19 protein-coding genes and 1 pseudogene are annotated in these 22,590 nt (G+C 62.0%); 16 read left to right on the plus strand and 4 right to left on the minus strand.

The genetic code is table 11. The features are described from left to right. Nucleotides 1-13 precede the first annotated feature (13 nt). The 6 genes from REH59_RS13125 to REH59_RS13150 all read left to right on the plus strand — a co-directional run bounded on the left by REH59_RS13125 (nucleotide 14) and on the right by REH59_RS13150 (nucleotide 8,169). Nucleotides 14-1,678 carry a hydantoinase B/oxoprolinase family protein gene (locus REH59_RS13125; protein ID WP_014861592.1) on the plus strand — a complete coding sequence of 555 codons (1,665 nt, stop codon included), beginning with the start codon at nucleotides 14-16 and terminating at the stop codon, nucleotides 1,676-1,678. Nucleotides 1,679-1,681: 3 nt separating this feature from the next. Further along, nucleotides 1,682-2,884 carry a pyridoxal phosphate-dependent aminotransferase gene (locus tag REH59_RS13130; RefSeq protein WP_014861593.1) on the plus strand — a complete coding sequence of 401 codons (1,203 nt, stop codon included), beginning with the start codon at nucleotides 1,682-1,684 and terminating at the stop codon, nucleotides 2,882-2,884. 26 nt (nucleotides 2,885-2,910) lie between these two features. Continuing rightward, a complete protein-coding gene (locus tag REH59_RS13135) occupies nucleotides 2,911-3,723 on the plus strand; it encodes an NAD-dependent epimerase/dehydratase family protein (RefSeq protein WP_014861594.1) in 813 nt (270 codons plus the stop codon). Between the two features lie 24 nt (nucleotides 3,724-3,747). Then, nucleotides 3,748-4,944 (plus strand): NAD(P)/FAD-dependent oxidoreductase, encoded by a 1,197-nt coding sequence (locus tag REH59_RS13140; protein ID WP_014861595.1) that lies wholly within the window; start codon nucleotides 3,748-3,750, stop codon nucleotides 4,942-4,944. Between the two features lie 25 nt (nucleotides 4,945-4,969). Beyond that, nucleotides 4,970-6,655, plus strand: a complete 1,686-nt coding sequence (locus REH59_RS13145; protein ID WP_014861596.1) for a thiamine pyrophosphate-binding protein — start codon at nucleotides 4,970-4,972, stop codon at nucleotides 6,653-6,655. Nucleotides 6,656-6,720: 65 nt separating this feature from the next. After that, nucleotides 6,721-8,169 (plus strand): NAD-dependent succinate-semialdehyde dehydrogenase, encoded by a 1,449-nt coding sequence (locus tag REH59_RS13150; RefSeq protein WP_320450582.1) that lies wholly within the window; start codon nucleotides 6,721-6,723, stop codon nucleotides 8,167-8,169. A gap of 109 nt (nucleotides 8,170-8,278) precedes the next feature. Here REH59_RS13150 and REH59_RS13155 read toward each other — a convergent pair whose 3' ends face one another. Continuing rightward, complete coding sequence (locus tag REH59_RS13155) at nucleotides 8,279-9,004, minus strand: FadR/GntR family transcriptional regulator (protein WP_014861598.1); 726 nt, start codon at nucleotides 9,002-9,004, stop codon at nucleotides 8,279-8,281. Between the two features lie 327 nt (nucleotides 9,005-9,331). Between REH59_RS13155 and REH59_RS13160 the strand changes: the two genes are divergently transcribed. The 7 genes from REH59_RS13160 (at nucleotide 9,332) to REH59_RS13190 (ending at nucleotide 16,154) form a co-directional block, all read left to right on the plus strand. Then, nucleotides 9,332-10,480: a branched-chain amino acid ABC transporter substrate-binding protein gene (locus REH59_RS13160; protein ID WP_014861599.1), complete on the plus strand. Its 1,149-nt coding sequence runs from the start codon at nucleotides 9,332-9,334 to the stop codon at nucleotides 10,478-10,480. A 131-nt stretch (nucleotides 10,481-10,611) separates the two neighbouring features. After that, nucleotides 10,612-11,550 carry a branched-chain amino acid ABC transporter permease gene (locus tag REH59_RS13165; protein ID WP_014861600.1) on the plus strand — a complete coding sequence of 313 codons (939 nt, stop codon included), beginning with the start codon at nucleotides 10,612-10,614 and terminating at the stop codon, nucleotides 11,548-11,550. An 11-nt stretch (nucleotides 11,551-11,561) separates the two neighbouring features. Continuing rightward, on the plus strand, nucleotides 11,562-12,809 hold the full coding sequence (locus tag REH59_RS13170; protein WP_121783374.1) for an ABC transporter permease subunit: 1,248 nt from the start codon (nucleotides 11,562-11,564) through the stop codon (nucleotides 12,807-12,809). After that, the gene (locus tag REH59_RS13175; RefSeq protein WP_014861603.1) at nucleotides 12,806-13,579 is read left to right on the plus strand and encodes an ABC transporter ATP-binding protein; all 774 of its coding nucleotides are present in this window, start codon (nucleotides 12,806-12,808) and stop codon (nucleotides 13,577-13,579) included. Before REH59_RS13170 ends, REH59_RS13175 begins: the two co-directional genes overlap by 4 nt. Further along, entirely contained in the window at nucleotides 13,576-14,292 is a 717-nt protein-coding gene (locus REH59_RS13180; protein ID WP_014861604.1) for an ABC transporter ATP-binding protein, read from the plus strand. The genes REH59_RS13175 and REH59_RS13180 overlap by 4 nt, the downstream gene beginning before the upstream one ends. Nucleotides 14,293-14,351: 59 nt before the next feature. Continuing rightward, complete coding sequence (locus tag REH59_RS13185; RefSeq protein WP_014861605.1) at nucleotides 14,352-14,699, plus strand: RidA family protein; 348 nt, start codon at nucleotides 14,352-14,354, stop codon at nucleotides 14,697-14,699. Between the two features lie 63 nt (nucleotides 14,700-14,762). Beyond that, a complete protein-coding gene (locus REH59_RS13190) occupies nucleotides 14,763-16,154 on the plus strand; it encodes an amino acid permease (RefSeq protein ID WP_014861606.1) in 1,392 nt (463 codons plus the stop codon). A 147-nt stretch (nucleotides 16,155-16,301) separates the two neighbouring features. Here REH59_RS13190 and REH59_RS13195 read toward each other — a convergent pair. Next, nucleotides 16,302-17,508, minus strand: a pseudogene (locus tag REH59_RS13195) (DUF3422 domain-containing protein). A gap of 925 nt (nucleotides 17,509-18,433) precedes the next feature. Then, entirely contained in the window at nucleotides 18,434-19,300 is an 867-nt protein-coding gene (locus REH59_RS13205) for a LysR family transcriptional regulator (protein WP_014861609.1), read from the minus strand. Here REH59_RS13205 and REH59_RS13210 point away from each other — a divergent pair. Together REH59_RS13210 and REH59_RS13215 are read left to right on the plus strand one after the other, a co-directional pair. Next, nucleotides 19,299-20,126 carry an aspartate/glutamate racemase family protein gene (locus REH59_RS13210; RefSeq protein ID WP_230491500.1) on the plus strand — a complete coding sequence of 276 codons (828 nt, stop codon included), beginning with the start codon at nucleotides 19,299-19,301 and terminating at the stop codon, nucleotides 20,124-20,126. The two genes, REH59_RS13205 and REH59_RS13210, sit on opposite strands and share 2 nt — an antisense overlap. A 51-nt stretch (nucleotides 20,127-20,177) precedes the next feature. Beyond that, nucleotides 20,178-20,897: a glutamine amidotransferase gene (locus REH59_RS13215; RefSeq protein WP_054830797.1), complete on the plus strand. Its 720-nt coding sequence runs from the start codon at nucleotides 20,178-20,180 to the stop codon at nucleotides 20,895-20,897. Nucleotides 20,898-21,073: 176 nt separating this feature from the next. On the opposite strand, the gene REH59_RS13220 is transcribed toward REH59_RS13215, so the two are convergent. Further along, a complete protein-coding gene (locus REH59_RS13220) occupies nucleotides 21,074-21,508 on the minus strand; it encodes a PRC-barrel domain-containing protein (RefSeq protein WP_014861612.1) in 435 nt (144 codons plus the stop codon). Between the two features lie 556 nt (nucleotides 21,509-22,064). On the opposite strand from REH59_RS13220, the gene REH59_RS13225 reads away from it, so the two are divergent. Next, nucleotides 22,065-22,580 carry an MgtC/SapB family protein gene (locus REH59_RS13225; RefSeq protein WP_014861613.1) on the plus strand — a complete coding sequence of 172 codons (516 nt, stop codon included), beginning with the start codon at nucleotides 22,065-22,067 and terminating at the stop codon, nucleotides 22,578-22,580. Nucleotides 22,581-22,590: the final 10 nt, after the last annotated feature.

Raw genomic sequence — 22,590 nt, forward strand, 5'->3', positions numbered from 1 at the left:
GGAAGACCTGAACATGAGCGATACCTTGATCGACATTCAAATGCAGGTGATGTGGAACCGCCTGGTTTCGGTGGTCGAAGAGCAGGCCCTGACCCTGATCCGCACCGCGTTCTCCACAAGCGTGCGCGAGGCCGGCGACCTGTCGGCCGGCGTCTTCGACCGTGCCGGCAACATGCTCGCCCAGGCGGTCACCGGCACCCCTGGCCACGTCAACACCATGGCTGAAGCGGTGGTGCACTTCATCAAGGACATCGGCGAAGACAACATCTTCGAAGGCGATGTGTACGTGACCAACGACCCGTGGAAGGGTACCGGCCACCTGCACGACATCACCATCGTTTCGCCGTCCTTCTACAAGGGCAAGCTGATCGGCTACTTCGCCAGTACCGCCCACGTGGTCGACATCGGCGGCCGCGGCTTTGGCCCCGACGCTCGTGAAGTGTACGAAGAAGGCCTGTTCATCCCGATCATGAAGCTGTTCGAGCGTGGCAACGTCAACCGCGACCTGATCAACATCCTGCGCAACAACGTGCGCGAGAATGACCGGGTAGTGGGTGACTTCTATGCCCTGTCGGCCTGCAATGAAACCGGCCACAAGCGCCTGTTGGACATGCTAGAAGAGTTCCAGCTGGACGACCTGGAGCACATCGGCGGGTTCATCCTCGAGCACAGCCGCCGCGCCACCCTGGAATGCTTCAAGTCGCTGCCGCACGGCACCTACAGCAACAGCATGACCCTCGACGGCTACGACGTCCCGGTCACCCTGGCGGTGACCATCACCGTTGGCCCGGACGGCATCCAGAGCGACTTCACCGGTACGTCGGGCATGAGCCAGTTCGGCATCAACGTGCCGTTGGGCTACGCCAAGGCCTATGCCTGCTACGGCCTCAAGTGCATCGTTGCGCCAGAGATCCCGAACAACACTGCGTCGCTGGCACCGTTCGAAGTGACTGCGCCTGAAGGCTGCATCCTCAATGCCAAGCACCCGGCGCCGGTGTCTGTGCGCCATGTGCTCGGTCACTTCGTGCCTGACCTGGTACTCGGTGCGCTGCACAAATGCCTGCCAGGCAAAGTGCCAGCCGAGGGCGCCAGCGCCCTGTGGAATCTGCACCTGAGCGTTCGCCCGCTGGAAAGCAACCGCAATGGCCGCAACGCCGAAATGCTGATGTTCAACAGCGGCGGCATGGGCGCCCGTTCGGCGATGGACGGCCTGAGTGCCACCGCCTTCCCAAGCGGCGTGCACACCATGCCGGTGGAAGCCACCGAGCACGCCGGCCCCGTGGTGGTCTGGCGCAAAGAACTGCGTGAAGGCTCTGGCGGTGCCGGCCAACTGCGCGGTGGCCTGGGCCAGGAAATCGAAGTGTCGGCCAGCGAAGGCTACAGCTTCCGCTTCAGCGCCATGTTCGACCGTATCCAGTACCCGGCTCGCGGCCTCGAAGGCGGCCAGGAGGGTGCACAAGGCTTCGTTGGCCTGGATGACGGCAGCCTGCTGCGCGGCAAGGGCCAGCAGTTTGTGCCGGCGGACCGTCGCCTGGTGTTGCGTTTGCCGGGCGGCGGTGGTTATGGCGACCCGCGTCAGCGTGACCGCCAGTTGGTCGAGCGCGACCTGCGCTACGGCTACATCAGTGCCGAGCAGGCGCGTGACGACTACGGCTTCGAAGCCGCCAAGGAGCGTTGAGCAATGGACATGCAAAGCAGCCGCGTCAAAGCGGTAAAAAGCTCGCCGAGCATGGCCGTGTCGGTGCTGGCCAAGCAAATGCTGGCCAAAGGGGAGCCTGTGATCAACCTGGCCCTCGGCGAGCCGGACTACAACGTCCCGGCCCACGTGATCGAGGCGGCACACCAGGCGATGCTGGCCGGCAACAACCACTACACGCCGCCCAATGGCATGGACAGCCTGCGCCAGGCGATCGTAGACAAGTTCGCCCGGGAAAACGACCTGCACTACGGCCTGGACGAAATCTGTGTGGGCAACGGCGCCAAGCAGCTGTTGTTCAACGCCTTCCTGGCTACCCTGGAAGAGGGCGATGAAGTCATCACCCCGGCGCCGTACTGGGTGTCGTACACCGACATGGCGATGCTCAACGGCGGTGTGCCGGTGGTCATCCCGTGCGGTGCCGAGCAGGGCTTCAAGGTCACTGCCGAGCAGCTGGAAGCGGCCATTACCCCGCGTACCCGCTGGGTGATGCTCAACTCGCCGAACAACCCTAGCGGGGCGATCTTTACCCGTGAAGAGTTCGCCGCCTTGGGCAAGGTGCTGGAGCGCCACCCGAAGGTACTGATCATCTCTGACGAGATCTATGAGCACATCGTGCTGGGCGACCAGCCGTTCGTTTCGTTCGTCACTGCCTGCCCGCAACTGCGCGAGCGCACCCTGTTGATCAACGGGGTGTCCAAGGCCTACGCCATGACCGGCTACCGCCTGGGCTACGCGGCCGGGCCAAAGGGCCTGGTGGTTGCGATGAACAAGACCCAGTCACAGACCACCACCTGCCCGTCGAGCATCTCGCAGCTGGCAGCGGTGGCAGCGCTGAACGGCCCGCAGGACTTCGTGCGCGACGCAAACCGCGAGTACAAGGCGCGTGGCGCGCTGGTGGTCGAGGGCCTGGCGCAGATCCCCGGGCTCAAGCTGCAGATGCCCCAGGGCGCGTTCTACGCCTTCCCTGAAGTCAGCGCCTTCATTGGTAAGCGCACACCGGACGGCCAGGTGATCAACAACGACACCGAGCTGTCGGCCTACCTGCTGCGGGTCGGCAAGGTGGCCACGGTGCCGGGTTCGGCCTTTGGCGTGGAGCCTTATGTGCGCCTGTCCTTCGCCACTTCGCGCCAGGAGCTGGAACAGGCGCTGGGGCAGTTGCGCGAAGCCTTCGCGGCGCTGGCCTGAACACACGAATCGAACAGAGGTAAACCATGAGCAAGCCATTCAAACGTCTGCTGATCACCGGCGCCGCCGGGCGCCTGGGTAGCGTGCTGCGCAAGCACCTGGCGCAGTTCGCCGACGAATTGCGCCTGACCGACATCGTCGACCTGGGCCATGCCGCGCCGCACGAAGAGCTGATTCGTTGCGACCTGGGCAACTTCGATGACGTGCTGCCGCTGACCGAGGGCGTCGACGCCATCGTGCATGCCGGTGGCGTGCCGGTTGAAGACACCTTCCAGAAGATCCTCAACGGCAACATCGTCGGCACCTACAACATCTACGAAGCAGCCCGTCGCAACGGCGTGAAGCGGGTGGTGTACACCAGCTCCAACCACGCCATCGGCTTCTACGACCGTACCGAGACCATCGATGCCACCGCCGCCCATCGCCCGGATAGCCTGTACGGCGTGAGCAAGTGCTTTGCCGAGGACCTGGGCCGTTACTACTGGGACAAGTTCGCCATCGAGTCGGTGAACCTGCGCATCGGTTCGTCGTTCCCCGAGCCGCTGGACCGGCGCATGCTCGCCACCTGGCTGTCGTTCGACGACTTCGCCCAGCTCACCGAGCGCTCACTGCTGGCGCCGCGGGTCGGGCACATGGTGGTGTACGGCATGTCCGATAACCGCGAAAGCCTGTGGGACAACCGCCTGGCTTCGTCGATTGGCTATGTGCCGCAGGACAGTGCCGACGACTACCGGAAAAAGGTATTGGCCGAGCACCCGCCGCTGGACCCGAACGAGCCTGCCGCACGCTACCACGGCGGCAACTTTGCCGGCGCTGGCCACTTTGAAGACCCGAAATAAATCCACATCACGAGAGCGCTCAACATGGCTTCTACGGCAAAACAACAGAACTACGATGTGGTGATCGTCGGCGGCGCGGTCAACGGCAGCGCCACGGCCTATTTTCTGGCCAGCAACCCGGATTTCAAAGGCTCGCTGCTGGTCATCGAGCGCGACTGGACCTACAACAAGTCGGCCACGGCGCTGTCGAGCAGCTCGATCCGCCAGCAGTTCTCCAACCCCATCAACATCGAGATCTCGAAGTTCGGCGCCGAATTCGTGCGCAACTTCCCCGACCTGATGGAAGTCGACGGCGACCGCCCGGACCTGGCATTCCACGAGAATGGCTACCTGTTCCTGGGGGACACCAAGGGCTATGAAGTGCTGCGCCGCCTGCACGACACCCAGGTGTCCCACGGCGCCGACGTGCACCTGCTCGACCCCGAGCAACTGCAGCGCAAGTTCCCCTGGGTGAACATCGACACCCTGGCCGGTGCCAGCTATGGCCAGACCGGCGAAGGGTGGTTCGACAGCCTCGGCATGCTCAACGGTTTCCGCCGCAAGGCACGCTCGATGGGCATCGAGTACATCGAAAACGAAGTGGTCAGCATCCAGCGTGAAGGCGATCGCATCACCGGCGTGCAACTGGCCAGTGGCGAGCGTATCGGCTGTGGCCTGCTGGTTAACTGCGCCGGTACCCGCGGTACCAAGGTCGCGCGCATGGGTGGCCTGGACATCCCGGTCGAGCCACGCCGCCGTTCGCTGTTCGTGTTCGACTGCCGCACGCCGCTGGAAGGCACCGTGCCGCTGACCATCGACCCGACCGGCGTGTTCTTCCGCCCCGAGGGCAAGTTCTACCTGGGCGGCACTTACCCCAAGCACGACCCGGAAGTGGACTTCGAGGACTTCGACGTGATGCACGACGAGTTCGACGAAGAGGTATGGCCGATCCTCGCCGAGCGCGTGCCGGCGTTCGAGGGTATCAAGGTGGTCAACTTCTGGGCCGGGCACTATGACTTCTGCGTGCTCGACCACAACGCTATCGTCGGCCCGCACAACGAGGTCAAGAACTTCCTGTTCTGCAACGGCTTCAGCGGCCACGGCCTGCAGCAGGCGCCGGCCATCGGCCGTGGCCTGTCCGAACTGATCACTTACGGCGGCTACCGCTCGCTGGATCTGGGCGCGCTGTCCTATCAGCGCGTCATCGACAACAAGCCGTTCCTGGAAGATTCGGTCATCTGATCGCACGGCCTGAGGGAGAACAACAATGAGCAACTCCGAAATCAAACGCAGCGGCGGCCAGGTACTGGTCGATGCCCTGCGGGTCAATGGTGTCGACCGTGCCTTCTGCGTGCCGGGCGAAAGCTACCTGGCAGTCCTAGATGCCCTGCACGATGTGCAGGATGAGATCGACCTGATCGTCTGCCGCCAGGAAGGCGGCGCGGCCTACATGGCCGAAGCCTATGGCAAGCTCACCGGCAAGCCGGGCATCTGCATGGTCACCCGCGGCCCGGGCGCGACCAACGCCTCGGTGGGCGTGCACACCGCGTTCCAGGACTCCACGCCAATGATTCTGTTCATCGGCCAGGTGGCGCGCGACCAGATCGAGCGCGAAGCCTTCCAGGAAGTGGACTACCGCCGCATGTTCGGCCAGATGGCCAAGTGGGTGGTGCAGATCGACGATGCCGCGCGCATCCCTGAACTGGTCAATCAGGCCTTCCAGCGTGCCATCAGTGGCCGCCCGGGCCCGGTGGTGGTGGCGCTGCCCGAAGACATGCTCACCGACTTGGTGAGTGTGGCCGATGCCCGCCCGGCCAAGCGTGTGGAAGCGGCGCCAGCGCCGGAAGCGCTGGGCGAGCTGCAGCAGCTGCTGGCCGGGGCTCAGCGCCCGCTGGTGATCGTCGGTGGCGGCGGCTGGACCGCCGAGGCGGTGGCCGACCTGAAAACCTTCGTGCACACCCAGAACCTGCCGCTGGCGGCCTCGTTCCGCTGCCAGGACCTGTTCGACAACACCGATCCGCACTACGCCGGCGACCTTGGCCTGGCGGCCGGCCCGGTATTGGTGGATGCGGTGAAGCAGTCCGATCTGCTGGTCGTGGTGGGCGCGCGGCTGGGTGAAATGACCACCGGTGGTTATGCCCTGGTCGACATCCCGACGCCGAAACAGGCCCTGGTGCATGTGCATGCCAGCGCCGAGGAAATCGGCCGCGTCTATCAGCCGGCCCTGGGCATCAACGCCGGCCCCGGCAGCTTCCTGCGCCAGGCCAACATCCTCGGTCCGGTGCGCCCGCAGGCCTTCGAAGACTGGACTGCCAGCCTGAACAGTGGCTACCGCGGCAACTTCGACATCCCGCGCTCGCCGGGTGACGTGCAGATGAGCGAAGTGATCGCCTGGCTGAACAGCAACCTGCCGGCCGACAGCATCCTCACCTGCGGCGCCGGCAACTACACCGGCTGGGTGCACCGTGGTTACCAGCATCGGGTGTTCCGCACCCTGTTGGGCCCGACCAACGGCTCGATGGGCTACGGCGTGCCAGCGGCGGTGGCGGCCAAACTCACCTACCCGCAACGTACCGTGGTGGCGTTTGCCGGTGACGGCTGCTTCATGATGAATGGCCAGGAGCTGGCCACCGCCGCACACTACGATGCCCGGCTGATCACCATCGTGGTCAACAATGGCATGTACGGCACCATTCGCATGCACCAGGAAAAGACCTACCCAGGTCGTGTCTCGGGCACCGAGCTGCACAACCCGGATTTCGCCGCCCTGGCTCGTGCCTATGGGCTGCACGGTGAAACGGTCACCCGTACCGAGGACTTCGTCGCGGCCTTCGAGCGCTGCCAGGCGTCCGGCAGGCCGGCGCTGATCGAAATCCAGGTCGACCCCGAAGCCCTGACCCCGCGCATGACCCTCAGCCAGATCCGCGACAAGGCCTTGCAGGCCCAGCGCTGATTTCACCTCAGGTGGGGCGCGGTCTGGCCCCACCTTTTTTCATTTCTTCAGACGAGCCAATCGACATGAATCTTGCCGATCACGATCTGCTGCGTGAAGTTTGCTACATCGACGGTAAATGGCAGCAGGCCGACAGCGGCCAGCGCATTGCCGTGACAGACCCAGCCACCGGTGAGGTGCTGGGCCATGTTCCGCGCATGGGCGCCGAGGAAACCCGCCGTGCCATCGCTGCCGCCGAGCGCGCTTTGCCGGCCTGGCGTGCGCTTACCGCCAAGGAGCGCGCCGCGAAGCTGCAAGCCTGGTTCCGTGAGATCCTTGCCCACCAGGAAGACCTGGCGCGCATCATGACCGCCGAGCAGGGCAAGCCGCTGGCCGAGTCCCGTGGCGAAATCGCCTTTGCCGCAGCCTACGTGGAGTTCTACGCAGAGGAAGGCAAGCGCATTTACGGGGATGTGATCCCGTCGCCGAACGCCGACCGCCGCCTGCTGGTAACCAAAGAGCCGATTGGCGTGTGCGCGGCGATCACGCCGTGGAACTTCCCGGCGGCGATGATCACCCGCAAGGCCGCGCCGGCACTGGCCGCAGGCTGCACCCTGGTGCTCAAGCCGGCTTCGCAGACGCCGTTCAGCGCCCTGGCACTGTGTGTGCTGGCAGAGCGCGCAGGCATTCCTGCGGGCGTGCTGAGCGTGGTGACCGGCGATTCGGCAGCAATCGGCGGCGAGCTGACCGCAAGCCTGGTGGTGCGCAAGCTGTCGTTCACTGGATCCACGCCCATCGGTATCCAGCTGCTGCAGCAGTCGGCGGCCACGGTAAAGAAGGTGACCATGGAGCTGGGCGGCAACGCGCCGTTCATCGTGTTCGACGACGCCGACCTGGAAAAGGCCGTGGACGGTGCGCTGATCGCGAAGTTTCGCAACAGTGGGCAAACCTGCGTGTGCGCCAACCGCTTCTACATCCAGGACGGTATCTATGAGCGCTTTGTGGCGCGCTTTGCCGAGCGGGTGAACGAGTTGGTGGTGGGGCAGGGCGATGCTGCTGGCACCCAGGTTGGGCCGATGATCGACGGGCGTGCTGCGCGTGGCGTCGAGCAGTTGGTGGGTGAGGCGATTGAGGCCGGTGCGCGAGTGGTGAGTGGTGGGCGTCGGCATGCGCTGGGGGAGGCGTTCTTCGAACCGACCTTGCTGGCCGATGTGACGGCAGGCATGCGCGTGGCGCGTGAAGAGATTTTCGGGCCGGTGGCGCCGATTTTCCGCTTCAGCACCGAGCAGGAAGTGATCGCCCAGGCCAACGACACCGAATTCGGCCTGGCGTGCTACGCCTATACCCAGGATGTGGGGCGCGTGTGGCGGGTGTCCGAGGCGCTGGAGTACGGCATGGTGGGCATCAACGTTGGCGTTGTGGCCACCGAAGTGGCGCCGTTTGGTGGGGTGAAGGCGTCCGGGTTGGGTCGGGAAGGGTCGCGGTACGGGATCGAGGATTACCTAGAGATCAAGTACGTGTGCCTGGGCCTCTAGGGGGCGCTTTGCGGCCTATCGCGACACAAGGCCCACAGGAGACTGCATCACCTGTGTGGGCCTTGTGTCGCGATCGAGGGCAAAGCCCTCGCCAGCGCCTGCGCCGTTTTCAGGCCTTGCTGTCCAGCAACCGCTGATACCGCGACAGGCTCTCTTCCAGGTGCTTGCGCAGCGCGGTACGCGCACTGCTCACATCGCCCATGCTGATCGCCGAGAGGATCGCCCCGTGCTCGCGGCCGATCTTCTTGATGTGCGCCTGGCGGTTCTTGCCGGTCACCTGGCCGTGCTTGAGGTTCAGGTCAAGGATGATGTCCGGCCCAAGTGCTTCGAGCAGTTGGGTGAAGTGCGGGTTGTTGGTGGCGCGGGCAATGGCCAGGTGAAATTCGAAATCGGCCTTGGCTTCTTCTTCCTGGGTGGCGCCATCGAGGGAGTTGAAGCGGTCGAAGGCTTCGGTGATCGCCGCCATGCTGGCAGGGCTGCGGCGTTCGGCGGCGCGGGCCACCGACTCGGCTTCGATGCCCAGGCGCAATTCGAGGATCTGCGCCGCAGCGCGCACATCGTCGACCACGCTATCGATGGCAAAGCCGATGCGCTTGACGTCCTGCTCGACCACGAACACGCCCACGCCCTGGCGGGCGATCAGGCGCCCGCCCAGGCGCAGGGAAGCCACGGCCTCACGGATGACCGGGCGGCTGACGCTGAACTCCTTGCACAGCTCCTGCTCGGACGGCAGCTTGTCGCCGGGCCCGTAGGTGCCGTTGTCGATCCGGCTGGACAGCTCCTGGATGACGGTTTCCGCCAGGTTGGCGCGGCGCGTGCCTATGGACGCATTCATAGAAAAGTGGCTCCTGAAACTGATTGGCTCATCACGGTTGTTCTCCGGCAGGTTGTGCGCAGCCCGTAAGCCCCTTTGCGGCGGGATCCGTAGCCAACCAGCGGTGATGTTGTCGGCATAGGTTATCAAACATCTGACACAGCTTGTATGACGACCTGTTTTTTGCTGGGACTCCTTTCGTCGCTCGCCGGTTTTTTAACGACACTCACAGCATACACCCATTGACAGTTGCCTGCTGACTGTTATCTTACAAGTGCGACGGCGATCCTGCCAGTTCGTATGCGGTAAGTGATGTCGAGGTTCGTCCAATCATACTGGGAGCTGAGCATGTATAAGAACAATGGAGGGCGTACAGCCCTCGCCACCGCGGTAACCTTGCTGATGGCCATGGGGACGGCTCAGGCAGCAGAGACCGAAACCGTCAAGATCGGTTTCGCAGGCCCCCTGACCGGGCCTTCGGCACACCAGGGACAGGACGTTGAACATGGCATTCAGATTGCCGTGGAAGAGGCCAACCAGCAACAACTGAAGATCGGCGACAAAGTGGTGCAGTTTAAACTGGTGTCCGAAGATGACGTTGCCGACCCGCGCACCGGCACCGCCGTAGCGCAGCGCCTGGTGGACTCGAAAGTGGCCGTGGTGATCGGCCATTACAACTCCGGCACCAGCATCCCAGCGTCGAAAATCTACGCCGCAGCGGGTATTCCGCAAATCTCGCCGTCGGCCACCAACCCCGCGCTGACCCGTCAGGGCATCCCGTCTGTGTTCCGCGTGGTCAACGACGACGCCACCCTGGGCCGCTATGCCGGCAATTACCTGGTCGGCAAGCTTGAAGCCAAGCGCATCGCCATCTTCGATGACCGCACCGCCTATGGCCAAGGCCTGGCCGATGAAGTCACCAAGGCCGTCAAGGCCGCCGGCGGCAACGTAGTAGTGCGCGAGTACACCAACGACAAGTCCACCGATTTCAACGCCATCCTCACCACCGCCAAGGCGCAAAAGGCCGACGCGGTGTTCTTTGCAGCCCTGGACTACCAGGCCGCACCAATGGCCAAGCAAATGAAGAACCTGGGCCTGAAAGCCCGCTTCATGAACATCGGCAACCTGCCCAACGATTCATTCAAGCAGATGGCCGGCAGCGCCGCCGAAGGCACCTACGCCTGGAACTACGGCACGCCGCTGCTGGAGATGCCCAAGGGCGCGGCCTTCGAGCAAAAGCTCAAGGACAAGTTCGGGGTTGGCGTGGTGCAGTCTTCGCCGGCAGCCTACGACGCCACCTGGGCTGCGATCAACGCCATGGTCAAGGCCGGCTCCGACGACCCCAAGGTCTACCTGCCGGTTCTCAAGAAAGAGAGCTATGAAGGTGTCACCGGCACCATCGCCTTTGACGACCAGGGCAACCTGAAAAGCCCGGCCGCGACCGTATTCCAGTTCGCCGATGGGGGCTGGAAGACCCTGTCGGTCGAGCGCGACTGACCCGCAGCACCCATAACAAGCAGGCTTGAGCCTGCACATAACAAGAAGACTTTTCCCACCTGCCAAGCCAGTCGGCCGCGTGGCGCCTTGGCGCCGCGCGGCGACGCAATGCAGTTTCGAGGATTCAGCGCGTGGACGGTACATTCGATATCTTGTTGCAACAGGTGCTCAATGGCCTGGTACTGGGCAGCATCTATGCCCTGGTCGCTCTGGGCTACACCATGGTTTACGGCATCATCGGCCTGATCAACTTCGCCCACGGCGAAATCGTCATGGTCGGCGCTATGGTGACTATTTCGGTACTGACGATGCTTGCCGGCGCAGGTTTTGCTCCCGGCATCATCACCTTGCTGCTGGCGATCATGGCCGCAGTGGTGGTGTGCATGCTGCTGGCCCAGGGCATGGAAAAATACGCCTACCGGCCGCTGCGCAAGGCGCCGCGGCTGACCCCGCTGATTCTGGCCATCGGTATTTCCATTGCCCTGCAGAACCTGGCGATGATGATTTGGGGCCGTGGCTACAAAACCTTCCCGGAAGTGGTTGAAACCCAGCCGGTGGACGTATTTGGCGCCACCATCACCAACGTGCAGCTGTCGATCATGTTGATTGCCGTGGTGATCATGTTTGGCCTGTGGCTGCTGGTGGACAAGACCCGCCTGGGCAAAGCCATGCGCGCAACGGCGCAAAACCAGGAAGTGGCGGGGCTGATGGGCATCAACATCAATCGCGTCATCAGCGCCACCTTTCTGATCGGCGCAAGCCTGGGCGCCATCGCCGGGGTGATGCGCGCGGTCAACTACGGCCAGGCCGACGCCTACATGGGCCTGTTGCTTGGCCTAAAGGCGTTCTCCGCTGCGGTGCTGGGTGGTATCGGCAACCTGTTCGGGGCCATGGCCGGCGGTTTGCTGCTGGGGCTGATCGAGTCGCTGGCCGCCGGTTACACCGGGCAGCTCACTGGCGGTTTCCTGGGGGCCAACTACCAGGACATCTTTGCCTTCGCAGTGCTGATCCTGGTGCTGTTGTTCCGTCCCAACGGCCTGCTTGGCGAACGCCAGGCCGACCGGGCCTGAGGTAAACCGTCATGAAAAACCTCAAGACGCAGTACCTGTTGCTGATTGTTGCCTTCATTGCCTTGCCGTTCCTGATCGAAGCCATCCCGATGCTTGGCCCCACCTGGGTGCGCATCCTTGGCTTTGCCATGCTCTACGTACTGCTGGCACTGGGCCTGAACATCGTCATCGGTTATGCCGGCCTGCTGGACATGGGCTACATCGGTTTCTACGCCATCGGCGCCTACCTCTACGCCTTGCTCGCCTCGCCGCACCTGAACCTGGCAGGGCTTGCCAGCGGGGTGATGGACTGGCCGCTGTGGGTGATCATCCCGCTGGCGGCGGTGGCTGCGGCGATCTGCGGGGTGCTGATCGGCGCGCCGGTGCTCAAGCTGCGCGGCGACTACCTGGCCATCGTCACCCTGGGCTTTGGCGAGATCATCCGCATCTTCATGAACAACCTCGACCAGCCGGTGAACCTCACCAACGGGCCGCAGGGCATCAGCAACATCGCCCCACTTCACATCGACGGTGGGCCGTGGATGCACGCGGCAGGCGAGGGCGCGGTGCCGGTGCTGTCACTGCAGCAGAGCTGGAGCCTGTTCGGCCTGCAGGTGTCGCCGGTGATCAGCTACTACCTGTTCTTCCTGCTCATCGTGATCCTGTGCATCGTGCTGTCCAAGCGCCTTGAAGTATCACGCATCGGCCGCGCCTGGATGGCGCTGCGCGAGGACGAAGTGGCCGCTGAGGCCATGGGCCTGAACAAGCGCAACCTCAAGCTGCTGGCGTTTGCCATGGGCGCCACCTTTGGCGGCGTATCGGGGGTGCTGTTCTCCAGCTACCAGGGCTTTGTCAGCCCCGAGTCGTTCACCTTGATGGAATCAATCATGGTGCTGGCCATGGTGGTACTTGGCGGCATGGGTTCGATCCGTGGCGTGGTGCTGGGTGCGCTGATCCTGTCGGTGATGCCTGAGCTGTTCCGCGACCTGGTCAACTGGATTCAGCCGTGGGTGATGGACAACGTCACCTTCATCAGTCGCGACATCCTGCGCAACGTGCTGGATGCCTCCACCCTGCGCATGCTGGTGTTTGGCCTGGCGCTGATTCTGGTGATGCGTTTTCGCCCCGAGGGCCTGTGGCCGTCCAACCGCCGCCGCGCCGAACTGCACGACGGCGACCCGGAGCCTGCACGGCCAGGGGCGGCCCTGGCCACCACGGTGCACTCACCAGCCAGCGAAGCATCCTTCGACCTTCCGATCAAAGAGGCAGACAAGGCATGAGCGACGTCCTTCTTGAGCTGCACCAGGTCAGCAAGTTCTTTGGCGGCCTGCAGGCGCTGCATGGCATCGACCTGAGCATCCGTCGCGGCGAAATCCGGGGCCTGCTGGGGCCCAACGGCGCCGGCAAGACCACCTTGTTCAACGTGCTCACCGGGCTGTACCAGGCGGAGCAGGGGCGGGTGGTGTTCGACGGCAAGCCGCTGCTGATCAGCAAACCGCACAAGGTGGTGGAGGCCGGGATCTCCCGCACCTTCCAGAACATCCGCCTGTTCCACAACATGACCGCCCTGGAAAACGTGATGATTGGCCGCCATGTACGTACCCGCAGCGGCGTGTTCGGCGCCATCCTGCGTACCCCGGCCTGCGTGCGTGAAGAGCGCGAAATCCGCCAGGCCGCGCGGCATTGGCTGGAATATGTGGGCGTTGGCCACCTGGCCGGGGAGTTGGCCAAGAACCTCTCCTATGGCGACCAGCGCCGCCTGGAAATCGCCCGCGCGCTAGCCACCGAGCCCAAGCTGATCGCCCTCGACGAGCCGGCGGCGGGCATGAATGCCTCAGAAACCGAAGGCCTGCGCCAACTGATGTGCAAGATGCAGGCGGACGGCAAGACGGTGCTGTTGATCGAACATGACGTAAAGCTGGTGATGGGACTGTGCGACCACATCACCGTGCTGGAATTCGGCCGCAAGATCGCCGACGGGTTGCCTGCCGACGTGCGCAAGGACCCCAAGGTGATCGAGGCGTATCTGGGCTCGGAGGCAGTGGCATGAACAACATTCTGCAAGTGCAAGACCTGCAGGTGGCCTATGGCGCCATCCAGGCGATCAAGGGCATCGACCTGAACGTGGCCCAGGGCGAGATGGTGGCGCTGATAGGTGCCAACGGCGCCGGCAAGACCACCACCCTCAAGACCCTGGCCGGGCTGCTCAAGCCCACTGCCGGGCAGATCACTTTTGACGGCAAGGCCCACGCGGCGATCAAGGGTTTCAATTTGATCCGCGAAGGGCTGGCGCTGGTACCGGAGGGGCGCGGCATTTTCCCCAAGCTGACTGTGCACGAAAACCTGGAAATGGGCGCGTATTCGCGGCGTGACGGAAAGGACGCCATCGATGCCGACATCGAGCGCATGTACGGGGTGTTTCCGCGGCTCAAGGAGCGTGCGTTCCAGCTGGCCGGAACCATGTCCGGCGGTGAGCAGCAAATGCTGGCGATTTCCCGGGCGCTGATGGGCAAGCCCAAGCTGCTGCTGCTGGACGAGCCGTCAATGGGCCTGGCGCCGATCATCGTGCAGAAAATCTTCGAAACCATCCGTGATGTGGTCAAGGGCGGGGTGACCCTGCTGCTGGTGGAGCAGAACGCCCGGCTGGCCCTGCAGACTTGCGACCGCGCCTACGTGATCGACTCCGGGCGTATCGCCCTGACCGGCAGTTGCCAGGACCTGTTGCACGACAAGCAGGTGCAGAAGGCCTACCTGGGCGAGTGACGCCTGGGGGCTGCAAAGCAGCCCCAATCATCGTGTTTTCCATCAAAAGAGTGTGTGCTGTGACTGATATTCAGCGTTACCAATTCGATACCCGTGTTCACCACGCCGTGAAACACAACGGTGTGGTGTACCTCACCGGCCAGGTCGGCACCCCCGGCACCTCTGCCGCCGAGCAGACCCGCGAAGTGCTGGCCAAGGTTGACCACTTGCTGGCCCTGGCCGGCACCGACAAGCGCAAGATCCTCAACGTGATCCTGTGGCTGGACGACCTGCGCGACTTCGACGAAGTGAACAGCGTATGGGATGCCTGGGTGGACAAAGAGCACGCCCCGGCACGCTCCACCGGCCAGGCTCGCATGGCCAAGCCCGGCATGCTGGTTGAACTGATCATCACTGCCGCTACCTGACGGGCAGTGCCTGCTTAATCTCGCCGTTGCCTGCGCGACGGCGAAGCCGCACGAAGGTTTCAGATGACGTCGATTCAACAAGAACAACAGCGTTCACTGCAACATGGCCTGACCTCGCGTCAGGTCTCGATGATCTCCATTGCCGGCATCATTGGCGCCGGGCTGTTCATTGGTTCCTCAAACGCCATCGCCTCGGCAGGTCCGGCCATTCTGGTGTCCTACGCAATGACCGGCCTGCTGGTGCTGCTGGTGATGCGCATGCTCGGCGAGATGGCGGTGGCCAACCCCGACAGCGGGTCGTTTTCCACCTATGCCGGCCAGGCCATCGGGCCGTGGGCAGGCTTTACCATCGGCTGGCTGTACTGGTGGTTCTGGGTGCTGATCATTCCGGTCGAGGCGATTGCCGGTGCCGATATCCTGCACGCCTGGTTTCCTTCAGTGCCGTCGTCGCTGTTCGCCTTTTTGATCATGGGCTTGCTGGCGTGCAGCAACCTGGTCAGCGTGAAGAACTTCGGTGAGTTCGAATTCTGGTTCGCACTGGTCAAGGTGGTGGCGATCATTGCCTTCATCGTGGTCGGGGGTATGGCGGTGGCCGGGGTCTGGCCGTTGACCGAAACGTCGGGCGTGAGCCACCTCTGGGCCAACGGCGGGTTCGCGCCCAACGGTTGGGGTGCGGTGCTTGGCGGCGTGTTGATCACCATCTTCTGCTTCTTTGGCGCCGAAGTGGTGACCATTGCGGCGGGAGAGACCGACAAGCCCAAGGAGAAGATCCGCCGTGCCACCAATCTGGTGGTGTACCGCATTGCAATCTTCTACCTGGTGTCGATTTTCCTGGTGGTGTCGCTGGTGGCCTGGAACGACCCGGCGCTTAAGGCGGTGGGCTCGTTCCAGCGGGTGCTGGACGTACTCAACGTGCCGGGTGCGAAGCTTGTTGTGGACATCGTGGTGCTGGTGGCGGTGACCAGTTGCATGAACTCGGGGCTGTATACAGCCTCGCGCATGCTCTATTCACTGGGAGCGCGCGGCGAGGCACTGCCCGTTACCCGGCGGGTGTCGCGCAGTGGCGTGCCGGTGGTGGCGGTGCTGCTGTCGACCCTGGCCGGGTTTGCCGGCTGCGTGGTCAATTACTGGTTCCCGGGGCAGGTGTTCAGTTTTTTACTGTCGACCACGGGGTCCATTGCGTTGTTGGTGTACCTGGTGATTGCCATTTCGCAGCTGCGCATGCGCGCCCGGGCTGAGCGCGAGGGTGCCGAGCTTGCTTTCAAAATGTGGCTGTTCCCGTGGCTCACCTGGTTGGTGATCGGCGCCATTTTGCTGGTGTTGGGGTACATGCTGGTCAACGATGCCTATCGGTACGAGGCACTGATGACAGCAGGGGTGACGCTGTTCATCCTGCTGGTCTGCTTTACCCGTCAGCGCGTGCCGAGGTTGTTGCGGGCGGTTGGGCAACGTTAGCTCAGGATTGCCGCGCTCTTTGGAGCGGCCTTGTGCCGCAAAAGGGCTGCAGAGCAGCCCCGGCGATATTTGCATTCGCATGGATATCCTGGGGCCGCGTTGCGGCCCTTTCGCGGCACAAGGCCGCTCCTGCAGGTTATCCGGCCCTCAATGCTGCTTGGCCCGGTGAATGCGCAGCAGAATCACCAGCAAGGCCAGCAGCACCGGCGGCGCCATCGCCAGCAGTGCATCGCGCGGCGCCAGCCCCGCACCCAGCACATTCAACCCGCCATACAGCAGCTTGAACAGGTTCAGCAGGTAATAGGTGATGGCGATGATCGACAGCCCCTCGACCGCCCGCTAAATCTTCACCTGGGCATCGGCGCGGGTGTTGAGGCTGCGCAGGATACCGGCGTTCTGCTCCTCCATTTCCACCTGTACCCGCGCCTGCAGCAGGTCGCCGAGGTTGGCCACGTTCTTGGCCAACTGGTCGAGGCGTTGCTCGGTGGCGGCGCAGTAGCGCACGGTGGGTTTGAAACGCCGCTCGATGAACACCCCCAGCCGCTGGCAGTCGCCCACATGGCTTTCGCGCAGCTCTCCAAGGCGCTCGAACACCAGCTGCGCATAGGCCTGGGTGGCGCCGAAACGGTGGCGGTTTTTCACCGTGCGGCTGACCACCTGGCGCGACAAGTGGGCGATGGCTTCGAGCAAGGCCTTGGAGTCATGGCCATCGCCGCTGGCGCTGCGTTCGGACAACTGCACCAGCGTCTTGTCGAAGGCGTCCAGTTCTTGGCTCAAGGCCTTGGCGGTGCTCAGGGCCAGCGATGCCATCATGCGGTAGGTTTCGATTTCCAGCAGGCGGCGGATCATGCGTCCCTGGCGGTAGGCATTAAGGCGACGGTTGATGAACAGGAAGCGGTTGGTGCCTTCGCTGTCCAGGCGAAAGTCGCTCCAGACCACCGCATCGCCACCGCCCACGCAGTAGCCACAGGGGTCTTTGAAGCCGTAGCGGGGCAGCTCGAGGTCTGTCTCGTCGCGCACCAGAATCTGCACGGCGTTGATGATCTCGGCAGTCTGTGGCGCTAACGCGTCAGCCAGCACTTTGGGCAGCGGCTGCCAATCGCTGTCGGCAACGCTGCAAGGCACCACCAGCGTCAGGGTGAAGAATTCAGTGTGCCGTTCCCACTTGAACGGGTGCCCTTCCAGCAGCGTGATGCCCTGAGCCTGCTGCGCATCGAGTGCATCCGGGCAGCAGCGCCGCGCAGGCTGCATCGCCGCCGAGCACGGCCAGGTGATGGACATGGGCCGGGCCGTCGAAGTACAGCGACGGGCGGGTGTGCAATTCGTTGTGCAAGACAGTGCGTTGAGGGTGCATGGTCGTCCGCTTTGGCGTTGTGATTGTTGGAGTGCCAGGTAGTGGGACTTTGCTGTAGAAGCGGGAAGTCACATTGCTTGCAGTGCGGCCGGCTTAAAAAACGCAGGGCTTTATTCGGTGCTGCTGCTTAGCGCATCGCGACACCGGGCTACCCCATGACGCAGAGTCCACTCAGGACATGACAGAGCCCCAAACTGTGTAGTCGATGCGCCACGCTCTGGTTCTCGCTTCCCATTCACTGTAAATACGACTTTGCTGTTCATCGTGTTAAAAAACGGATGGGTGCTTTCATGGGATCGGGTGGTTGGTTTTTCAGGATTACGCCTTTAACCGGGTGGCAGGGTCGGCGGTTTCAACGGTTCCCATCATGGTCTGTGCAAACAGCGTCAGCATGTCGTGCGATGTAGCTCCCGGATACTCAACTATATGCGACGGACGGTCCTGCACTAAAAAATCAAGTAAAATACTGATTGTATTGATATTTGTGGATGTCAGTGCAGCTCAGTCACAAGCTATCAGGATCCCCGAAAAACATTTTGACTAGGCTCTAGGACGGTAGTTACAGGATGGGATTTTAAAGCTATGCCCCCAATTTTGCCCCCAGTCTCAGCGGGAGCGTAGGCGATCGCGACTGGCGATTTCTGACACGGACCAGGGTGATCTTCAGCGGCCCTCAGTGTACGCCAGTCTCGGCTTTTTCGGAGCATGCCTGATGATTGGTTGCCTAGTGCACGGCGCCAAGCGCGTGGTAGGACTTCACCGCGTCCGAATTAGGCCAGGTTCGCACTACTGCTCGTCAAGCGGCTGACTAATCGCCAGATGTCCGCATCCAACTGCTTTGCGAATTGTGGATCCTGGATGGCCGCTATCGACCCAAAGCTGACACTGATCGAAGGGCATTCGACCGGAGTGAAACGGTTTCCTGCTATGAGGCCCTGCGGTGCCTGGCCAACTCATCCCGAACAGACTGCAATACGCGCGATTCATGCCCGTTGCGCCAGACCAGGTGAGTGCGAACCCGAGCAACCTTTGGGGGCAAGGGGAGCGATCTGACCAAGCTTTCCACGTTTACAGCCTTGAGCACGGACTGCGGCATGATTGCCACCCCAGTTCCGGCTGCAACGCAGACTGCTATCGCATGATAGGACGCAAGTTCCAGCACCCTGGTGGGCACGATTTCGCAGGTCTGAAGCCAGCTTTCCAGAATGCGCCTGAACGAACAGCCCCTGGAAAACGCGATGATGGTCGCTCCTTGGAGTGCACGCGCATTAGCGATGGGGCTGTTCTTGGCCACGACGAGTGCCAGTTCCTCAACGAAGACCTCTTGGCAATCTAGCCCGGCAACGGTGAATGGGTCCGAGATAAATGCAGCCTCGATATCACCGCGATGAACCTGTGCAATCAGTGCGTCCGTTGAGCCGGATATCAACTCGATTTGAACATCCGGAAAGCGTTCGTGATAGCTGGACAGCAGCGGAGCAAGCCTGGCGGCAGCGGTACTTTCAAGCGTACCGATCCGAAGCACGCCTTGCAGGGTGCCGCGCTTGAGAGCGGTTTCTGCTTCTATGGAAAGGCGAAGCAACTTCTCAGCATATTGATACAGCAGTAGCCCTTCATCGGAAGGCGTCAGCTTCCCACCCTGGCGATGGAAGAGCGCCACACCCAAGCGCTCCTCTAGGTTCTTTACCCTGGTGGTGATATTCGATTGCACGCGATGAAGCTGGGCTGCCGCGTTCGTGATGCTGCCGTAGTCCACCACGGCTTTGAATATTTGCAGTGAATCGAGGTCCATGTTTCTCATTTTGAGATTCAACTATGCTGATTATTCATTATTGAAGAATTTGCACGCAGCATACACTCCAGATGATCCGAGCGGGCAGTGCCTGCCATCTGGTCGTCGAGAGCAGCTTCCTGAGAGGTGTAATGTGCGCAAGATTGGTCTTATCGGTGGAATGAGCTACGAGGGCTCTGCGGTGTACTACCGGGAGCTGAATCGAGGTATCAACCAACGCCTGGGCGGTCTGCACTCGGCTCAGATACTGCTGCACTCGGTAGATTTTCAGACCATTGTCGACAAGCAGAAAGCTGGCGAATGGGCGCAGGCCGGGAGCCAACTTGCTGAAGTGGCTCAGAGCTTGGAAAACGCAGGCGCTGACTGCGTGATGATCTGTGCTGTGACCATGCATCTGGTAGCGGATGCTGTCATGGCAGCCACCTCGCTCCCCTTCATCCACATCGTTGATGTCGTAGCGGATCGCCTCAAGCTCGTCGGGCACAAGAAACCGTTGCTGATCGCGACCCGATACACCATGGAGAATGGCTTCTACCCAGCCCGCATGCAGAATCATGGTATTGATGTGCTCGTTCCCGACAGTGCGGGTCGGAGTCAGATACACGACATCATTTTCAACGAACTCAGCCTGGGGATCGTACGCGACGAATCGCGGGCAGTGCTTTTATCTCTGATCGAGCAGGCCAAAGCCGAAGGCGCGGACTCTGTCATTTTTGGTTGTACGGAAATCTGCCTGATCCTGGAGAGTGACAAGCTTGCTCTACCTGGTTTCGATTCAACCGCGATTCATATCGAGGCTGGAATCAATTTTGCGCTGGGTAGCTGATCGCTCCACAGTCGTCCCAGCCATGTTCCTTTGAAATAGCGATACACGTCATTGAACTCACCCACGCTCCTCATCGTTCAGGTAGGTACGCCACCGGCAGACATTCGCGATCAACTTGGGGACCTGCCGTCATGGTTTGCAGCGGCCTTGGAGCTTTCACCCAGTGAGATGACCGTTGTACGAGCTTTCGGGGGAGAACTGCTGCCTGATCCGTCCAAGGATCTTGTTGCCATCATTACTGGTTCATGGGCAATGGTTACCGACCGCGAGCCCTGGAGCGAGTACGTAGCGCAGTGGATTCGTGAAGCCATGAGGATCGAGATGCCACTGTTCGGCGTGTGCTATGGGCATCAGCTCATGGCTCACGCGCTAGGTGGGGTTGTCGACTACCACCCTGCCGGGCGTGAAGTGGGCTGCGAGATGATCCAACTGCTACCTGCGGCCATAGCCGATGAAATGCTGAAGCAGTGGCCTGCTCAGTTCCCGGCCCATCTCACGCATGAACAGACAGTTATCACGCTCCCTGAAGGCGCTGTCGCGTTGGCCCGCTCGACTCATGATCCTCACCAGATCATCCGATATGGCCGCCACGCGATCTCCACCCAGTATCATCCGGAGTTCACGCCTGGTCACCTTGAAGCCATGATCCGACGACGTCATGCCCTACTGGTCGCTGAGCAACACGACCCCGCCCAAATGCTCAATGCTCTTCAGAAGACACCAAGTGCCCAAGCGGTAATGTGCCACTTCGTATGGAGCCGTTTGGAGTAACCGCCGAGCATGCGCCATAGACCAGAATTCCCTTCTGGGTCTTACGTCATGCCGACAGGCCGCTATGGGTCGAAAGCGGTCACTCGCGAAGGGCACCTACCGACCCAAAGCCGCCTGTCACGACCCTCTTGCTCAGGATAGGCTTGGCCGGGAGCCCGGCCAAGCAGGTTGGCACATCACAGCCGGGGATCGCTTTCCCACGTGGTGCCATAGTAGTCGTGGATACCTCTGCCCCAAGTCGGATCGCTCATGTTTGGCCAGTTGTCCTTATCGAAGCCTGGGGCGTTCTTCAGGCGGTCCTTGTCGGCATCAAGGACGAAGCGCTTGTTCACCGTATCCAGGCGCAAAGCAGCCCACGGCACGGCGAACAATTTTTCACCCATCCCCAGGAAACCGCCGAACGACAGTACAGCGTAGGCCACCTTGCCGCTGGCGGTGTCCAGCATGATTTCCTTGATGTCACCCAAGTCTTCGTTTTGCGTGTTATACACGTCGTTGCCGATGAGGGTATCCGCGCCCATCAGCCGCGGCCCCGGGCCGCGGTCTCCCTCGGCAGTGAAATCGGTCCGTCCCTTGTACATACCGTACTTGTCGCGTTCTTCGAAGTTCATAGTACGCTCCTGGCAAGAGGCCACAGGCAGTAGAGCATCTCGACTATTGGTTCAAGGCTGCTCGGGCGACGCCGGCGGGAATGTCGGCGTAATCAGACGTTTTTTAACCGCGCGATATCCCTCGAGCATTCAGCAAGGCTCGTACGAGAAACGGGCGGTACAGCGAGCGACGGAATAGGACACTAAGCTACGACAGCCTGGATGTGTTCTGCGGCGCTCAGAATAGGAGAGTGGTCAGCATAACCAGCCGTTCGCTATTTGCGACCAGCGGCGGGACATGGAGTCGACTGAAGCGGCTGCGGATGGCCGTCAATTGGGTCTGGACGCCTTACCGACAACACAGCAAGCGCCGAGAGCATCTACGGCGAAAATTTGATGCTGACTGTCAATTGCAGAGGCGACCACTTGAGCGTGCGATGCAGCAAACGTGCAGTGCTCGCAGTCATACACTGTAACTGCCTCCGGAGGTCCCGGCCATGCCCATCGAGATCATAAAAACGCCTATCCGCGTACGCGCCAGCAGAGGCCGAACGTGTAAACGGCCCGGGCCCCCTCCATGGATCTGATCTGGCAAACAATCCAGGCCGAATTCGCCGATATTGGCGATGAGCGCGAGATCGTGCGAATCCTCGTACGGCTGGTGATGGCTGCCGTACTGGGCGCTGTTCTAGGCTTCGAGCGAGAGCACAAGGGCAAGTCCGCCGGGGTGCGCACGCACATGCTGGTTTCGTTGGGCGCGGCGCTGTTCGTGCTGGCACCGAGCATGGCAGGTGCCGATGCGCAGGCGCTCAGCCGGGTGATTCAGGGCATCGTTGCCGGTATCGGATTTCTGGGCGCGGGCACCATTCTCAAAGGAAATGGCCAGGACACCAGTCATGTCAAAGGTCTGACCACAGCTGCCGGGTTATGGATGACGGCTGCCATCGGTACGGCAGCGGGGATGGGACGCGAAGCCACGGCGCTGGTCAGCACGGTGCTGGCGCTGTTGGTGCTGGGCACGATGCCTTTGCTGATGGACAAGGTTGAAGGGCAGGACGAAGAAAAACAGAAGGAGGAGGGCAGGAAGCACTGAGGGGCGTGGG

The sequence above is a fragment of the Pseudomonas sp. BO3-4 genome (genome assembly GCF_034044115.1).
Lineage (GTDB): Bacteria > Pseudomonadota > Gammaproteobacteria > Pseudomonadales > Pseudomonadaceae > Aquipseudomonas > Aquipseudomonas alloputida.

Coding starts and splice junctions, on each gene's coding strand:
- REH59_RS13145 (WP_014861596.1), top strand. CDS start 4,970: ATGAGCAACTCCGAAATCAAACGCAGCGGCGGCCAGGTACTGGTCGAT.
- REH59_RS13135 (WP_014861594.1), top strand. CDS start 2,911: ATGAGCAAGCCATTCAAACGTCTGCTGATCACCGGCGCCGCCGGGCGC.
- REH59_RS13220 (WP_014861612.1), bottom strand. CDS start 21,508: ATGAACTTCGAAGAACGCGACAAGTACGGTATGTACAAGGGACGGACC.
- REH59_RS13125 (WP_014861592.1), top strand. CDS start 14: ATGAGCGATACCTTGATCGACATTCAAATGCAGGTGATGTGGAACCGC.
- REH59_RS13150 (WP_320450582.1), top strand. CDS start 6,721: ATGAATCTTGCCGATCACGATCTGCTGCGTGAAGTTTGCTACATCGAC.
- REH59_RS13205 (WP_014861609.1), bottom strand. CDS start 19,300: ATGGACCTCGATTCACTGCAAATATTCAAAGCCGTGGTGGACTACGGC.
- REH59_RS13175 (WP_014861603.1), top strand. CDS start 12,806: ATGAGCGACGTCCTTCTTGAGCTGCACCAGGTCAGCAAGTTCTTTGGC.
- REH59_RS13180 (WP_014861604.1), top strand. CDS start 13,576: ATGAACAACATTCTGCAAGTGCAAGACCTGCAGGTGGCCTATGGCGCC.
- REH59_RS13160 (WP_014861599.1), top strand. CDS start 9,332: ATGTATAAGAACAATGGAGGGCGTACAGCCCTCGCCACCGCGGTAACC.
- REH59_RS13170 (WP_121783374.1), top strand. CDS start 11,562: ATGAAAAACCTCAAGACGCAGTACCTGTTGCTGATTGTTGCCTTCATT.
- REH59_RS13140 (WP_014861595.1), top strand. CDS start 3,748: ATGGCTTCTACGGCAAAACAACAGAACTACGATGTGGTGATCGTCGGC.
- REH59_RS13130 (WP_014861593.1), top strand. CDS start 1,682: ATGGACATGCAAAGCAGCCGCGTCAAAGCGGTAAAAAGCTCGCCGAGC.
- REH59_RS13210 (WP_230491500.1), top strand. CDS start 19,299: ATGTTTCTCATTTTGAGATTCAACTATGCTGATTATTCATTATTGAAG.
- REH59_RS13155 (WP_014861598.1), bottom strand. CDS start 9,004: ATGAATGCGTCCATAGGCACGCGCCGCGCCAACCTGGCGGAAACCGTC.
- REH59_RS13190 (WP_014861606.1), top strand. CDS start 14,763: ATGACGTCGATTCAACAAGAACAACAGCGTTCACTGCAACATGGCCTG.
- REH59_RS13225 (WP_014861613.1), top strand. CDS start 22,065: ATGGATCTGATCTGGCAAACAATCCAGGCCGAATTCGCCGATATTGGC.